General features: G+C 57.7%; 16 protein-coding genes, 1 pseudogene and 1 riboswitch. Of the genes and pseudogenes, 6 read left to right on the forward strand and 11 right to left on the reverse strand.

Annotated features, from left to right (window positions below):
* Positions 1–71: 71 nt before the first annotated feature.
* Positions 72–386: pseudogene (gene rplM / locus ACIQYF_RS11925) on the reverse strand (50S ribosomal protein L13); the annotation flags it as partial.
* A gap of 246 nt (positions 387–632) precedes the next feature.
* Here rplM and ACIQYF_RS11930 point away from each other — a divergent pair.
* Together ACIQYF_RS11930 and ACIQYF_RS11935 are read left to right on the forward strand one after the other, a co-directional pair.
* Entirely contained in the window at positions 633–1673 is a 1041-nt protein-coding gene (locus tag ACIQYF_RS11930; protein WP_402861353.1) for an NADP(H)-dependent aldo-keto reductase, read from the forward strand.
* A 441-nt stretch (positions 1674–2114) separates the two neighbouring features.
* The gene (locus ACIQYF_RS11935; protein WP_402861946.1) at positions 2115–3011 is read left to right on the forward strand and encodes a GlxA family transcriptional regulator; all 897 of its coding nucleotides are present in this window, start codon (positions 2115–2117) and stop codon (positions 3009–3011) included.
* Positions 3012–3121: 110 nt separating this feature from the next.
* On the opposite strand, the gene zapE is transcribed toward ACIQYF_RS11935, so the two are convergent.
* The 3 genes from zapE to ACIQYF_RS11950 form a co-directional block, all read right to left on the reverse strand.
* Positions 3122–4216 carry a cell division protein ZapE gene (gene zapE / locus ACIQYF_RS11940; RefSeq protein ID WP_402861356.1) on the reverse strand — a complete coding sequence of 365 codons (1095 nt, stop codon included), beginning with the start codon at positions 4214–4216 and terminating at the stop codon, positions 3122–3124.
* A gap of 91 nt (positions 4217–4307) precedes the next feature.
* Positions 4308–5663 carry a tryptophan--tRNA ligase gene (locus tag ACIQYF_RS11945; protein ID WP_402861359.1) on the reverse strand — a complete coding sequence of 452 codons (1356 nt, stop codon included), beginning with the start codon at positions 5661–5663 and terminating at the stop codon, positions 4308–4310.
* Between the two features lie 24 nt (positions 5664–5687).
* Positions 5688–6323 (reverse strand): alpha/beta hydrolase, encoded by a 636-nt coding sequence (locus ACIQYF_RS11950; RefSeq protein ID WP_402861362.1) that lies wholly within the window; start codon positions 6321–6323, stop codon positions 5688–5690.
* Positions 6324–6462: 139 nt separating this feature from the next.
* On the opposite strand from ACIQYF_RS11950, the gene ACIQYF_RS11955 reads away from it, so the two are divergent.
* On the forward strand, positions 6463–6897 hold the full coding sequence (locus tag ACIQYF_RS11955; RefSeq protein WP_402861365.1) for a YhcB family protein: 435 nt from the start codon (positions 6463–6465) through the stop codon (positions 6895–6897).
* 101 nt (positions 6898–6998) lie between these two features.
* On the opposite strand, the gene ACIQYF_RS11960 is transcribed toward ACIQYF_RS11955, so the two are convergent.
* From ACIQYF_RS11960 to ACIQYF_RS11970, 3 genes are all read right to left on the reverse strand, one after another.
* Positions 6999–7715 (reverse strand): OmpA family protein, encoded by a 717-nt coding sequence (locus ACIQYF_RS11960; protein ID WP_402861368.1) that lies wholly within the window; start codon positions 7713–7715, stop codon positions 6999–7001.
* 282 nt (positions 7716–7997) lie between these two features.
* Positions 7998–9764 (reverse strand): DUF1302 domain-containing protein, encoded by a 1767-nt coding sequence (locus ACIQYF_RS11965; RefSeq protein ID WP_402861371.1) that lies wholly within the window; start codon positions 9762–9764, stop codon positions 7998–8000.
* Between the two features lie 156 nt (positions 9765–9920).
* Positions 9921–10550, reverse strand: coding sequence for a LysE family translocator (locus ACIQYF_RS11970; RefSeq protein ID WP_402861374.1), 630 nt, complete (start codon positions 10548–10550; stop codon positions 9921–9923).
* Positions 10551–10630: 80 nt separating this feature from the next.
* Between ACIQYF_RS11970 and ACIQYF_RS11975 the strand changes: the two genes are divergently transcribed.
* The 3 genes from ACIQYF_RS11975 (at position 10631) to ACIQYF_RS11985 (ending at position 13472) form a co-directional block, all read left to right on the forward strand.
* A complete protein-coding gene (locus ACIQYF_RS11975) occupies positions 10631–11596 on the forward strand; it encodes a 2-hydroxyacid dehydrogenase (RefSeq protein WP_402861377.1) in 966 nt (321 codons plus the stop codon).
* Between the two features lie 30 nt (positions 11597–11626).
* Positions 11627–12625, forward strand: a complete 999-nt coding sequence (locus tag ACIQYF_RS11980; RefSeq protein ID WP_402861380.1) for a methyltransferase — start codon at positions 11627–11629, stop codon at positions 12623–12625.
* 50 nt (positions 12626–12675) lie between these two features.
* Positions 12676–12795: riboswitch (yybP-ykoY riboswitch) on the forward strand.
* Positions 12796–12887: 92 nt separating this feature from the next.
* Positions 12888–13472: a TMEM165/GDT1 family protein gene (locus ACIQYF_RS11985; RefSeq protein ID WP_402861949.1), complete on the forward strand. Its 585-nt coding sequence runs from the start codon at positions 12888–12890 to the stop codon at positions 13470–13472.
* A gap of 62 nt (positions 13473–13534) precedes the next feature.
* Here the strand turns inward: ACIQYF_RS11985 and ACIQYF_RS11990 are convergent, their stop codons facing one another.
* The 4 genes from ACIQYF_RS11990 to ACIQYF_RS12005 are packed head-to-tail and all read right to left on the reverse strand — an operon-like array spanning position 13535 to position 15521.
* On the reverse strand, positions 13535–14356 hold the full coding sequence (locus ACIQYF_RS11990) for a M48 family metallopeptidase (RefSeq protein WP_402861383.1): 822 nt from the start codon (positions 14354–14356) through the stop codon (positions 13535–13537).
* Between the two features lie 34 nt (positions 14357–14390).
* Positions 14391–15017 (reverse strand): SOS response-associated peptidase, encoded by a 627-nt coding sequence (locus tag ACIQYF_RS11995; protein WP_402861386.1) that lies wholly within the window; start codon positions 15015–15017, stop codon positions 14391–14393.
* 48 nt (positions 15018–15065) lie between these two features.
* Positions 15066–15326: a putative signal transducing protein gene (locus ACIQYF_RS12000; RefSeq protein ID WP_402861389.1), complete on the reverse strand. Its 261-nt coding sequence runs from the start codon at positions 15324–15326 to the stop codon at positions 15066–15068.
* Positions 15327–15338: 12 nt separating this feature from the next.
* Entirely contained in the window at positions 15339–15521 is a 183-nt protein-coding gene (locus ACIQYF_RS12005) for a CPXCG motif-containing cysteine-rich protein (protein WP_402861392.1), read from the reverse strand.
* Between the last annotated feature and the right edge of the window lie 84 nt (positions 15522–15605).

Here is a 15605-nt window from a genome sequence, read left to right on the forward strand (position 1 = left end):
GAAGAACACCGGCCCCATCAGGTTCTCAGAGAAGATTTGCAGCAGCAAACGCTTGTCACCTTCGACCGAAGAACCGCGGTCTCGATCACGCGCTCAGGAGCTTTGGCGATCAGCTTTTCGAAGTTGATCGACTTAATCCCGCCCGGGAAACCGGAGTGAGAGTAGTACATTTTGTCAGAGGTCTTAGCACCAGTGACACGAATCTGCTCAGCATTGATAACTACGATGTAGTCACCGGTGTCAACGTGCGGAGTGAATTCAGGCTTGTGCTTGCCACGCAGACGGCTCGCGATCTCGGTGGCCAGACGACCCAGGGTCTGACCAGCAGCGTCGACGACAAACCAGTCGCGCTTTACTGTTTCTGGTTTAGCAGTAAAAGTTTTCATTCTTTATAGCCTCAGGGGCAGCACTGTAAATTAGTCGTCGGATCTTACTGAATAGTGCGTACTTTGACAAGTCAAAGGCAGCCGGATACAGACGCTATCGGGGGCTCGGGTCAGCGCGTCCGTTCAACGGCAAGATTCTTCGGCAGGCGGCGCATCACTTCCACTGCAGAAAGAGGTCGATGATTATCCAGATTGCACAAAAAATTACAACCTGCTTTTATGATTCTTTACCCGAAGGAGTGACCGATGGACTACCGCCCGCTTGGCCGCAGCAACCTGAAAGTAAGTGCAATTGCCCTTGGAACCATGACCTGGGGCGAGCAAAACACCCAGGACGAAGCCTTCGGGCAAATCGAATACGCCAAAAACGCCGGGATCAACTTCATCGACACTGCCGAAATGTACCCGGTGCCGCCCAAGGCTGAAACCTACGCCAGCACCGAGCGCTACATCGGCAACTGGTTCAAGGCCCGCGGCGACCGTGCCGATTGGGTACTGGCCAGCAAGATTGCCGGACCGGGCAACGGCATCGACCACATCCGTGACGGCCACCTCAAGCACAACCGCGCCCACATCGTGCAAGCGCTGGATGCCAGCCTCAAACGCCTGCAAACCGACTGGATCGACCTTTACCAACTGCACTGGCCGGAGCGCAGCACCAATTTCTTCGGTCAACTGGGCTACACACACAACGCAGAAGAAGACTTTACCCCACTGGAAGAAACCCTCGAAGCACTGGACGAACAGGTCAAAGCCGGCAAAATCCGCCACATCGGCCTGTCCAACGAAACCCCTTGGGCGACGATGAAATTCCTGCAACTGGCCGATAGCCGTGGCTGGCCGCGCGCAGTCTCGATCCAGAACCCCTACAACCTGCTCAATCGCAGCTTTGAAGTCGGCCTAGCCGAAATCGCCATTCGCGAACAATGCGGGCTGCTCGCCTACTCGCCCCTGGCGTTCGGCATGCTGACGGGCAAGTACGAGAGCGGCGCCCGCCCACCAAAAGGCCGCCTGAGCCTTTTCAGCCGCTTTTCGCGCTACTCAAACCCACAAGCCGTGGCGGCCAGCGAACGTTATGTCGCACTGGCACGCGAGCATGGGCTGGATCCTGCGCAAATGGCCTTGGCATATGTCAACCAACAGCCTTTCGTGACCAGCAACATCATCGGCGCGACCACGATGCAACAGCTGAAAAGCAACATCGCAAGCCTTGATCTGAAGCTCTCGGATGATGTGCTAGCCGGCATTGAAGCCATTCACAAGGACCAGCCAAACCCGGCGCCTTAACGACCAAACCCTCTGACCGCTGTCGAAAGCTGCGATAAAAGTCCGCAGTGACTTGCCGATAACGGGCTGCTTTGCAGCCCTTCTCAGCCTTTGGCAGCGGCGGCTACAGGCTTATTGAAGCCCCCAGGGTCTGTTCCCGCTTCATTGCAAGCCGCGTCGCTGGGCGGCGTTACTCGAAGCTTATTGGGAACAACCAAACTACGCTTCTCGCGCCTTGCCCTGCACCACGCGGGCTTTCGTCGCGACTGTAATGAAACGGGAACAGACCCTAGACACACAGGAGAAAACATAAGACGATCCAGCCGTAAGTTGACCAATTTCACCTATAAGAATAATCAAATCATGTCTAACCAACTCTCCACGCCCTTGCGGCGCGTCAGCATTCTGGCCATCGATCGAGTGTTCGCCTCGACCCTGATGCAAGCCAAGGATTTTTTTCATCTGGCCAGCCTGCGCCACGGCAAGCAACTAGGCCAAGGGCTCAACGCCAGCTTTGAAACCCGACTCGTCAGCCCGGACGGCCAGCCCGTCAACAGCTTCAGTCATGTCATGCTTGCGGTCGATGGCGGCCTTGAAGACACGGACATCATCATCCTCCCGGCCTTCTGGGACGACTTTGACACCCTCTGCCAGCGCTACCCGCAAATCATGCCGTGGCTGCGCGAGCAACATGCACGCGGTGCAGTGCTCTGCGCAGAAGCCACCGGGGTGTTCTGGCTGGCCGAAGCCGGGTTGCTCAACGGCAAAGAAGCCACCACCTACTGGCGCTTTTTCAACACCTTTGCCGAACGTTTCCCGCAGGTGCACCTCAATCAAGACAAACACCTCACCGACGCCGACAACCTGTATTGCGCTGGCGGTCCGACTTCGGCCTGTGACCTCTATATCTATTTGATTGAGCGCTTCTGCGGCGCCAATATCGCCCAGGCCGTGGCCCGCGACATTTTGTATGAGGTGCAGCGCAACTACTCACCGGGGCGCATTGGCTTCGGCGGACAAAAGCTGCATCAAGACGTGATCATTTTGCAGATTCAGCATTGGCTCGAAGAGCACTTTGCCGACAAGTTTCGCTTCGAAGATGTGGCTCGCGAACACGGCATGAGCATCCGCAACTTCATGCGCCGCTTCCAGATCGCCACAGGGGACAAGCCCCTGCACTACCTGCAGCGGCTGCGCATAGAAACAGCCAAAGGCTTGTTGTCAGCAACCCGCAAGAGCATCAAGACCATCAGCTATGACGTGGGTTACGACGACGCCAGTTTCTTTGCACGGCTATTTCGCCAGCACACTGAGTTGTCACCCAACCAGTACCGGCAACAGTTTCAGCAAGCGGCGTAATCTGCGCAGGCAAACTTAACCAACGACTGTGGGAGCGAGCTTGCTCGTGATCTTTTAAACGATCAAAAGATCGCGAGGCACGCACGCTCCTACAGAGGACACGCGCTCGACTACGGCTTGTGGGCGCGTGTCAGGTATTCGTGGGACTGCATCTCAAGCAAACGACTCAAGGTACGCTGGAACTCGAAGTTCAGACGCCCCCCTTTGTAGAGATCCTTGAGCTCCACTTCAGCCGAAATGATCAGCTTGACGCCACGGTCATAGAACTCGTCGACCATGTTGATAAAGCGACGGGCAATGTCGTCAGTTTTAACGTCCATTTGCTCAACACCGCTAAGGATCACAGCGTTGAAGATCTTGCCAAGTTCAATGTAGTCGTTCTGGCTGCGCGGGCCGTCACACAACTCACGAAAATCAAACCAGGCCACATCATCGCAGGTGCGAAGCGCACGAATGGTCCGGTTTTCAATGACCAGATCATCGTTCTCAACCGCTCGGGTGGAGTTGTGCGTCAGCGCTTTAAAGCTCTCGCGCAGGCTCGCTTCGGAGGCTTCGTTGAGCGGGAAGTGGAACAGTTCGGCTTGCTCCAGATGGCGCAAGCGATAGTCAACGCCACTGTCGACGTTGACGATCTCGGTGTTCTGCTTGATCAGCGCAATCGCCGGCAAGAAGCGCGCACGTTGCAGACCATCTTTATACAGACCGTCTGGCACGATATTGGAGGTGGCAACCAGGGTGACGCCGTTTTTGAACAGCTCTTCCATCAGGGTGCCGAGAATCATGGCGTCGGTAATGTCCGACACGAAGAATTCGTCGAAACAAATCACCCGCGCCTCATCAGCAAAACGCTTGGCAATGATGGTCAGCGGGTTCTTTTCGCCATTTAGTGTGCGCATTTCTTCGTGCACACGCTTCATAAAGCGGTGGAAGTGCGTACGCACCTTCTGCTTGAACGGCAGCGCATCAAAGAACGTATCGACCAGATAAGTCTTGCCCCGGCCAACACCGCCCCAGAAATACAAGCCTTTGACGGGCGCCTGCTCTTTTTTGCCAAACAGCTTGCCCAGCAAACCAGGCTTGCTCTGCGAAGCTGCAACCAGGTCGTCATAAAGACGCTGCAAATGGCGCACAGCGTTTTCCTGCGCGGCATCGTGGAAGAAGTCCGGGCGTTTCAGATCAACTTGATATCGTTCTAGAGGCGTCATAATTCGTTAGCAAGGCAACAAAAACGGGCCGTCACTGTAGCGACGGCCCTGGGGAATGGCAATCAAACCTGAGACGAAACGTCGCACTTTCTCAGTCTAGGGCGGGCACCAATGCCAGCCGCAGTGCTTCGATTGCCGTATCACGCGCTGCGTCATCGGCAAATGCCGGGCTGTCTGCAACGCACTCATCTTGCAGCCAAACGCTGAAGCTCAAGCCATCAACACGCACATCCAGCGCTTCGCCGGATTGCAGTTGCTTGGTCACCTGGCCTGCGGTTTTGCCATCGGCAAAGGTGCGCGACAACAGCAGTTGTTCACCATCGGCGGCCAACAGGCGGAAGCGGAAACTGCCGTCTTCGTCACGGAAGCTGACAAAGCGCGGGCCTTTGGCGGCTTTCTTCTTGATCGATGCAGGGGCCTGCACGGCACTCACGAACGAACGCAGGCCAACAGCCTCACGCAGCTCGGCCAAGAACGGCGTCGCGGTTGCACGCGCCTTTAGGGCACCGGCCTGCAGAATGTCTTCCATGTCGCCAGGGCGCGACATCAAGTCTTGGTAACGCTCGCGGGCCTCGCCCAACTCTGCGTCCAGCAGCTTGAACAGACGCTCTTTAGCCTCACCCCAGCCCAAGCCTTGCAGTAACTCGCTGCGCAACTGTGCAGACTGCTCAGGCGTCGAGAACGCCTGATACAAGGTAAACAGATGCGAATTGTCAGGATCCTTGGCCTCGCCCGGCGCGCGGGAGTCGGTCACGATCCGCGAAATCGCGCTTTTCATGTCTTTGGCGCTGCTGAACAACGGAATGGTGTTGTCGTAACTTTTCGACATCTTGCGACCATCAAGACCCGGCAAGGTGGCCACGCTTTCTTCGATCAAGGCTTCAGGCATGGCGAAGAACTCTCTGCCATTGCCGAACAAGTGGTTGAAGCGCTGACCAATGTCACGGGCCATTTCAACGTGCTGGATTTGGTCGCGACCGACCGGCACCTTGTGCGCGTTGAACATCAAAATGTCCGCCGCCATCAATACCGGGTAGCTGTACAGGCCCATGGAGATACCCGCATCCGGGTCTTCGCCATTTTCCAGATTCTTGTCGACCGAGGCCTTGTAAGCATGCGCCCGGTTGAGCAGGCCCTTGGCCGCCACACAGGTCAGCAGCCACGTCAGTTCAGGGATCTCCGGGATGTCTGATTGGCGATAGAACGTCACACGCTCGACATCCAGACCGGCCGCCAGCCAGGTCGCTGCGATTTCCTGACGCGAACGCTGAATGCGCTGCGGGTCATCACATTTGATCAGGGCGTGATAGTCAGCCAAAAAGTAAAACGAGTCGGCATTGCTGTCACGACTGGCAACAATTGCCGGGCGAATGGCCCCGGCGTAGTTGCCCAAGTGCGGTGTACCGGTGGTGGTGATACCGGTGAGGATACGAGTACGAGTGGTCATGGCTAATCGCTTATCAGGCTGCAATCAATTCGAAAGGCGTGGCGCTACCAACTCTTTGAGTTCAGGCAGCTTGCCGTGAAAAAAGTGTCCGCATTCTGCCACTTTCAGCAGCTCATGGGGGCGCGAGAGATTGTTTGACCAGTCGTAGACCAGCTGTGGATCAATCACTTCGTCAGTTTCGGGCTGAATCACCGTGATCGGGCAAGTCTGCGGCAGCGCGTCTTCGTCACGCAAACGCATCACGGCTGGCGCCACCATGAACAACCGCGACAGGCTTTCTCCCTGGGCCTCAAGTCGGCCGGCCAGGCTTGCCGCGACAAAACCACCGAATGAAAAACCGAGCAGCGTCAGCGGCAATTCAGGATGCCGGGCGCGAAGCCAATCTGCGGCCGCCAGCGCATCATCGACTTCGCCGGTGCCCATATCGTGGCTCCCGGCACTGGTGCCGACGCCGCGGTAATTAAATCGCAACGTAATCAGACCAGCATCGCGAGCAGTGCGCTGCAAGGTCGACACCACTTTATTCATCATCGTCCCACCCTGAACCGGGTTGGGATGGCACAGCAGCGCAAGGCCGCGCGGCTCAGCAGAATCCAGGTATAAAGCTTCCAATTGGCCCACCGGGCCATCAATCACTACAGGGGTTTCGCGGGTAAGCAAGAAGGAACTCCGTGACCTCAAAGTGGGTCGACACGTCTAGCTGATAGATTCTGTCTGACATATTTGCGAGTGCATCGCGGTATACAGCGCAGGTCCGAGCCGTTAACGTAAAGCAAAGCCGTTTATAGAGGAAGGACTCGTGGAACACTCGCTCTTGATTTGGTTGTTACCGACTCTCGCCCTGGTTGCCGGTGTCGCTATTGGTTTTCTGATTGCCCGTCTGCTGCCAAACGCTGCGCCTAGCCGCACGCAGCGTCAGTTGGACGACATCCAGGAACGTTTTGATAATTATCAAAGTGAAGTGGTCACCCACTTCAACAGCACTGCCACGCTGGTTAAAAAACTCACTCAGAGCTACCAGGAGGTGCAAGACCACCTCGCCGAGGGCGCCAACCAATTGGCCCTGGACGAGCAAACTCGCCAACGCCTGCTGGCTGCACTGCACTCTGACGCGCCACAACCGCACCGCGAGCGCCTGACTCCGCCGCACAGCGCCGAGCCACCAAAGGATTACGCCCCAAAAACCCCGGACGCCCCCGGCATGCTCGACGAGCATTACGGCCTGAAGAAGTAATTCATCCGGCAAAGCGCTAAACAAAAAGCCCCGCGATCAGCAATGAGCGCAGGGCTTTTTTGTGGGTGCCGCTGCCGAAGACGGCGACTACATCTGGCACATTACGGGTACTGCTGAACCTGACCTTGTTGCTGGTAATTCATACCCGGGATAGGCATCAGAGTAATCTGTACACGGCGATTCTGAGCGCGACCGTCTGGAGTGGCATTGCTGGCAATCGGATCTGCCGGGCCTTTACCGATGACCGACAGGTACTGACTGCTGACACCCTGAGATGTCAGATACGTCGCGACGCTTTGCGCACGCTGGCGCGACAACTGTTCATTGAAAGCGAGACTACCGGTGCTATCGGTGTAACCCACGATTTGAATCTGCTGCTGGTTATTCAACTGTTTCAGCGAGTTGGCAAGACTGTTGAGCGGCTGATAGAAGCTTGGCGCGATGTTCGCAGAGCTGGTCGCGAACGTAATGTTGCCCGGCATCACCAGGGTAATGTTGTCGCCCTGGCGCTGAACTTCAACCCCAGTATTGGCCATGCTGGCACGCAACGCAGCTTCTTGCTTGTCCGCGTAGTAGCCATAACCCGCAGCCCCCAGACCCGCCACGGCGGCGCCAATCAAAGCGCCCTTGCCACGGTTGTTATGGTCGATGGCAGCACCTGCAACAGCACCCGCCAAGGCCCCCAGACCACCGTAAGTGGCTGTTTTACTCATCCCCGAAGAACCCTGCCCTTGGTTGCTATACGGGTTCGGTGAGGCGCAGCCGGCTAACAAGGCAATCGCACTTGCAGCAATAATCAAACGACGCGAGGTGAACATGGTGAAGCTCCTGATCAATCTTTCTGGGGGCAAAGGTCTCTGCCAATAGACCTCTGTAGGGCGTTGGAACGCGGGCAACGGTAAAAATTCCTTGGCCCGCTTATATTCTCACTCCGCAAAAGATAGTCGCTTGATTGCCAGCCCACAAATCAGGATGCCCTGGCAGGCCGCAGCACCGCTGGCCTGCCGTTTACTTTTTAGAGGTTTTATTGCTGACCGGAACGTACAGGCAAGACATCACGCATTCCCGACTTAAACGGTCACCGCAATTAATAAACCCACTCAGAATTTAACCCCCACGCTCAGCGCCATAAAATCGCGGTCACTGAGCGTGTTGTAGCGTCCCCCGAAGAAATTGGTATACGACAGGCTGCTGATATAGGTGTTTTCGTATTCGGCATCAATACCCAAAGTGATCGCCTTGCGACCTTCTTCAAAGGTGTTGTCAGGCCCCGGCGAGTAGCCGCTGACGTCATGCGACCAGGCCAGATTGGGCTTCAGGTCAAGGCCCGAGAACACCTTCTTGTATTCCCACACCGCTCGCCCGCGGTAGCCCCAGGCATTGGCGGTGGTAAAACCGTCATTACCGGCAGACCCAAACACCGGGTCGCGTCCGTAACGCAGGTCAGTGTTGCCCTCAAGCCCCGCCACATGCGTGACGCCCACTTCGCCAATCAGCGTCAGTCGATCTGCGCCCATGGCATTGTCGAAGATATGCGTCAGCGAAGTCTGAAACTGGCTGATCTCTTTACGTCGAAACCCTTGCGAATCAGCACCCGGCGTAACGCTCAAGGGGGACGCATCGGCAAGCCCAGGCAGCAATGTCACGTTGGCGTAGAGCAAGTCATTGCTGTTGAGTTGCACCGGCGCATTGGGCCGGTAGCTCAGCTCACCCTTCCAGGTCGTGCCTGAGGATAACGTGGTCTTGAAGCTCAGCCCGTACAGGCGAATATCTTCCGGGTACTCAACGTAGTAGCTGGAATTGCCGGCTACAATCATCGGCGCCAGACTGCCCGCCCCTGAAACCGCGTTGTACACCGACTGCGACGCCGCGCGACCACTGATGATCGGGTCACGGCTGTGGTAGTTCATAAAGAACGCGCCGAATTCAGTGTCCAGCGGTTCAAACATATAGTGCATGGCCAGGCCAAACTGCCCGCTGTTGCGCGCATCGCGGTCAGACCCTCGGCGCACCAACACACCTTCGCCATTCACATCGACGCCCGCCGAGGTCAGCGCCGCCAGATCGGCCACATCCAGCGCCGAGCGTTTGCTCATCACCCTGTAATTGCCGCTGCAACCGTCGGCAATCACGTCGGATTGCGAGAAGAACGTCCCGCAGTTATCGGCGTCGGACTGCTCCCAGTCGAGCTGGTAAAACGCCTCGGCCGAGACGTTATCGGTCAGGTTTTGCGAGACATAGAACAGATTGACTGGCACCAGGCCGTCTTTGATGTCAGTGCCCGGCCGTCGATAAGCGGAAACATCTGTGGGGTTAATGGCATTGATCCCGCCGCCGATAAACTCACTCTCGCCCCAACTGACCACTTGCTTACCCAAGCGCACAGCGCCCGGCTGATCGCCAATCGCGTAGTTGTGATAGACGAACGCGTCCAGCAGTTGCGTGCCCGCAGACTGGGCGGATGCCCGGCGACCGCTGTCACTGATGGGTTTAAAAGGACGGCTGTCGTCTTGCAGTTCGAAGTCGTACCAGTACTTGCCGCGCACATAGAGGCCGCTGTCGCCGTATTTCAGCTCCAGGCCGTGTACGCCAGTAAATATTTTCGAAAAGGTCTCGCCGCGCTTGAAGTTCAGGCGGCCATCGTCGGAGATCTGGGATTGGCCTTTGCCGCCATTGTTGGCGCCAATCAGGTTGTGATCCGCCTTGGCAGTGGACCAACTGGCGCCGATGGACAGCTCGGAATCCAACTGACCTTCGACCTCACCGATGTTAAAGCTAACGCCCCAGGCGGGCCCGGCGAGCGCCGAGACGAGGCTGACTGCCAATGGCAGTTTGGCTCGGCTCCAGAACCGGTTAACTGAGGACATCGATACTTCTCCGTGCGCACGCTGCAATAAGCTCGCAAGGATGAAGGAAAACCAGAATTTGACAAGATGACCCGCGATCAATCGCCTTACTGCGAGCGCGGGCTCGCTCGCGATCTTTTGAACGCTCAACCGATCGCGAGCAAGGTCAAAGGTCGATCAATGCATCTCGGTAAAGGCCAGTTTCACGCCCAGCGCCACCAGCACCGCGCCCATGGTGCGGTCAAACCAATGGCCCATGCGCGCAAAACCGGTACGTACGCGCTGATGGCTGAACAACATGGCCACCATGCAAAACCACACGCCAGTCGCCACTGCGAGGTACACGCCGTAACCTGCTTGAATCGTCAGCGGCGTGTGCGGATTGATCACTACAGTGAACAACGACAGGAAGAACAGCGTTGCTTTTGGATTCAGACCATTGGTCACGAAACCCGCCGTGAATGCCCCGCGCGCCGTTCGCTCACCCACTGGCAGCGCTGCCGTCGCGCCAGCCGGATCTGCCGGTTTGGCCCGCAACGCCTTGATCCCGATGTACAGCAAATAAGCCGCGGCCAGCCACTTTAGGGCGTTAAACAGCACAATCGACTGCGACACAATGATCCCGATACCCAGCAACGAATAACCCACATGCACAAAAATTGCCGTGCCCACGCCGAAGGCAGTAAAAATGCCAGCACGACGACCATGGGTCACACTTTCGCGTACCACCACGGCGAAATCCGGGCCTGGGCTGGCCACCGCCAGCAAGTGAATCAGGGCAACGGTCAAAAATTCTGTCCAGTACATGCACGGCTCCATTACAAATTGTTTCTTCTGTTAGGCTCGCCACATTACGCCTTCACTCGACAGCACAAAAGGTACAGTTGATGACGAATACTCACCGCGCCGTGTTCCTTGATCACCAATCCCTGGATCTGGGCGACCTCGACCTCAGCCCTCTGCGCAGCCTGTTCAGCGAGTTGCTGCTGTTCTCGGACACCACGCCCGACAACGTGGTCGAACGCGTGCAGGGCGCCAGCGTCGTCATCAGCAATAAAATCATGCTCAACGCTGCAACCCTCGCCGCCAGCCCCGACCTCAAGCTGATTCTGGTGGCTGCCACCGGCACCAACAATGTCGACCTTGAAGCCGCCCGCGCCCAGGGAATCACCGTCGCCAACTGTCAGGGTTATGGCACGCCATCGGTGGCGCAGCACACCTTGAGCCTGCTGCTGGCACTGGCCACGCGGCTGATCGACTATCAAAAAGCAGTAACTGAAGGCCAATGGCAACAGGCTAAACAGTTCTGCCTGCTGGACTTCCCGATTGTCGAACTGGAAGGCAAAACCCTTGGCCTGTTTGGCCACGGTGAACTGGGCAGCGCTGTGGCCAAACTGGCCGAAGCCTTCGGCATGCGCGTCTTGATCGGGCAGATCCCAGGTCGTCCAGCCCGCCCCGACCGCCTGCCGGTGGACGAACTGTTGCCGCAGGTCGATGCCCTGACCTTTCACTGCCCGCTCAACGAACACACCCGTAACTTTATCGGTGCCCGTGAACTGGCGCTGCTCAAGCCCGGCGCGTTTGTGGTGAACACCGCACGCGGCGGCATAATTGACGAACAGGCGCTGGCCGATGCCTTGCGCAGCGGTCATTTGGGCGGCGCTGCCACCGACGTGCTAAGCGTAGAGCCGCCACGCGACGGCAACCCGCTGCTGGCCGCAGGCATTGCGCGCCTGATCATCACCCCGCACAGCGCCTGGGGCAGCCGCGAGGCGCGGCAGCGAATCGTCGCTCAACTCACGCAAAACGCCCAGGCGTTCTTCAACGGTACAGCGCTGCGGGTCGTCAGTTGATAGACTGCGCCCCTTTTTGAGGAGCAGATTATGGATCCGCGCAGTGAAGTGCTGCTTCGTCAGCCTGACTACTTTCAAGGCTCGGTACTGTTGGTCGGTTTGCCGGCTGATGAATTGCTCAGCGAGTTACCGAACGCCCACGGCTGGTGCTGGCACGCAGGCGATCAAGCGGCGCTCGACGCCCGCTTTGCCGGGCGCGTGCATTTTGGCGTCGAAATCCCGGACCGGGCCTTCGATACTGCGGTGGTTTTTCTGCCCAAGTCCAAGGAACTCAGCGATTACGTGCTCAAGGCCGTGGCCGCTCGCTTGCCGGGCGCCGATGTATTTTTGGTCGGTGAAAAGAAAGGCGGGATCGAAGGCGCGTCCAAACAACTCATCCCATTAGGCAAGCCGCGCAAGCTCGACAGCGCGCGGCATTGCCAACTGTGGCAAGTCACCGTGGAAAACGCCCCCGCCGCGCCAGTGCTTGAGCAATTGGCGCAGCACTATGAACTGGATCTGGCCGAAGGCCCGCTGAAAGTGGTCAGCCTGCCAGGCGTTTTCAGCCACGGCCGCCTGGATCGCGGCAGCGCCTTGCTGCTTGACCACCTGGACAAACTGCCCAGTGGTCACGTGCTGGATTTCGGATGTGGCGCTGGCGTCCTGGGGGCAGCCGTCAAACGCCGTTATCCGCATAACAGCGTCACTTTGCTTGATGTCGATGCCTTTGCCACCGCCAGCAGCCGTTTGACACTGGCGGCCAACGGTTTGGAAGCGGACGTCATTACCGGCGACGGAATCGACGCAGCGCCGATGGGGTTGAATACCATTTTGAGCAACCCGCCGTTCCATGTAGGCGTTCACACCGACTATCACGCCACCGAAAACTTGCTGAAAAAAGCCGTGAAACATCTGAAAACAGGTGGCGAACTGCGCCTTGTAGCCAATAGTTTCCTACGGTACCAGCCGCTGATCGAGGAGCAATTCGGGCACTGTGCTATCAAGGCCGAAGGGCAAGGCTTTCGGATCTACAGCGCCAAGCGTCGTTAACACCCTTTGAAAAACAGGACTTGCCGGATCGGATTTGCCTAGGCAGAATCCGCTCCGTCCTAGGGGAGTAGTCTCCCTTGAGCCTTAAGCTCATCCGGCATGCGTCAACATACTTGGTCAACAGACCATGGTGCATGCGACCCAGGCGTCCGCCCAGACGGACCAGGGTTTGACAAGACCTATGACACGAACACCTTACCCGGGGCGGGGAGGCTGTACGTGTCATAGCCGTGTCGACCCGCCCCTGGAAAATTACCTGATGATGCTCGATTCCTTACTCGTTCCTACCGCAATCGTTGCCTTGGCCGAAATCGGCGACAAGACGCAACTGCTCGCACTCATCCTGGCGGCTCGCTTTCGCAAGCCTTGGCCGATCATCGCCGGCATCGTGGTGGCGACCCTCGCCAACCATGCAGCAGCGGGTGCTGTGGGCGCCTGGTTCAGTACGTTCTTCACCGATATGATGCTCCACTGGATACTCGCCGCGAGCTTTACCGCCACGGCGCTGTGGACCCTGGTCCCGGACAAAATGGACGACGACGAAGCCAGCACTGCACGCAAGTACGGTCCTTTCGTCACCACACTGATCACATTCTTTATTGCCGAAATTGGCGACAAGACCCAAGTCGCGACGGTAATGCTGGCCGCGCAGTACCCGGATCTGTGGCTGGTGATTATCGGTACCACCCTAGGCATGCTGATTGCCAACGTGCCGGTCGTATTGGCGGGCAACTTTGCCGCAGACAAACTGCCGCTGACCCTGATTCGCCGACTGGCAGCCACTGCGTTCTTCGTATTGGCCATCGTGGCCGTGTACAAGGCGATGGTGACGAGCGGCTGGGTGTAGTTATCGCTGGACTTGAAATCGGCTCTCTCCCTCTCACAGAGTTAGAGGGAGAGAGCCAGCCGTTACTGAGTTTTCGGAGCCTGTTGATACAGCGGCATTACCTTGGGAATCGCCGCTTCCAGCGAGGCAATCCGGCTGCTGGAAGCCGGGTGAGTGCTCATGAATTCAGGCGGTGCGCTTTGCGAGACCTGACCCATTTTCTGCCACAGCGTAATCGCCGCATTCGGGTTGTATCCCGCACGTGCCGCCAACTCCAGGCCAATCAGGTCAGCTTCATTCTCATTGCTGCGGCTGTTGGGCAACGTGAGGCTGTAGTTGACCACAGTATCTGCCAGTTGCAGGCTGTCCTGCCCCAACCCTAACAGCGCGCCCGCGCCCTGTTTGGCGATCTCGATGCCATACGCCTTGGACATGGACTCGCGCCCGTGTTCACGCAAGGCGTGAGCGATTTCATGCCCCATGACCGCAGCGATTTCGTCGTCGCTGAGCTTGAGCTGGTCGATGATGCCACTGTAGAAAATGATCTTGCCGCCAGGCCCGCAGTTGGCGTTGAGTTCGTCACTCTTGATCAGATTGACCTCCCAGTTCCATTGAGCAGCATCGGGGCGAAAAACCGGGGCCTGGGCAATCAGGCGGTTGGCAATGGCCTGCAAACGCTTGGCGTTGGCGCTGGTCTTGTCCAGTTCGCCCTTGGCGTTAGCCGTGCTGACGGTCTCTTGGTACGACTGTGCGTACATTTGGTCAACTTGCTGACTCGACAGCATGCTGAACATGTACTGCTTGCGCTCAACTCCCACCGCGCCACCACGGGTGGTGTTGACTGCCTGGCAGCCACTGAGCAACACGCCTGCGCCCAGTGCGCACACTACTGCTAACTTACCCATCATGAGTCTCCCTATAGATGGCGCGCATCGTATCTCAACCCGGCGTCAGGCACTCGGGCGCATTGAGTTTGGGGTCATTGACCAGATTGGCCAATGGCCGTTCGCGCAGCGGTAATTGCGGGCTGGCAAGCAGCGCCTGCAAAACATGCAGCGGGGTTTGTGGGTCGAGCCAGGCCTGTTGACCGGCCTCATCCAGAATCAGCGGACGACGCTGACTGGCGGCAGCCTGGGTGACGACGGCGGTGCTCAACCAGACATGCCCTTCAACCGGGTAAGCCTCCCAGATTCCCGCGAAAAACAGCGAAGCGCCCTCACCCGGCGTCAGCCAAAACGGACGTTTGCGCGTGGTGCCACGCCATTCATAAAAACCGTTGGCCGGAATCAGGCAGCGGCGCTGGCGAAAGGCGTCGCGGAACATCGGCTGCTCGACCAGGGTTTCGGCGCGGGCGTGAGCCGGGGTTTTCGACAGATCGGTCAGCCACGGCGGGGTCAGCCCCCAGCGTGCACGCGCCAGCTCACGCTGACCGGGCTCGGCACCGGCGCGCATAATCAATACGGAGTCGTTGGGTGAAATGTTCCACTGGGCCTGTTGGTCAGCCGGAAATCCTGGCAAGGCTGCAAACGCAGGGTTCCAGCGAAACAGGGCAAAACGTCCACACATGGGGCAGCACAACTCTTCTGAATAAAGGCAGTAAAAAGGCCGCGGCGCTCAGCAGTCCAGCACATCGGGGAAACTGTCGAGCTCATCGTCTGCCATCGGCGACGCGCCATTGTACGCATCGATCAACTCTCGCGCGTATCGCGCCTGCTCATTGTCCACTGCCAAACCCAATAGCCCCATTGCTGGCAGCTCGCCCGTCCCGCCAATCAGATCACGCCCCTGCAAACAGGCCTTGACCCCTTCACTGGCCAGCATGCCCAGCAACAACTCGGCTTCCATCAGGTTTTCTGGCTCGTAGATTCGTTGCATCAGGCTCACCTGCTACTCGTTTTCACTTTGCACATCGAGCATCCACTCATGACCGTCTGTCTGGAGCGTGAACACAATAGGTCGGCAACACACGGGGCAATCTTCAATGTACTGCTGATCGCCCCCCGAGAGGTCGAGCACAGCCTCGGCAGGTTCACCGCAATAAGGGCAATCATAGGGTTCAGTTTCAAGCATCGCGGTCTCCAGAGTGACTTGTGCGTATAATCGCCGGTCTATTTGCAGGGCTAATTGTTGTCCTGCCCTGTGTACTAACCCTAG

Origin of the sequence: Pseudomonas sp. NPDC096917 (assembly GCF_044762555.1) — a bacterium.
Taxonomy (GTDB): Bacteria; Pseudomonadota; Gammaproteobacteria; order Pseudomonadales; family Pseudomonadaceae; genus Aquipseudomonas.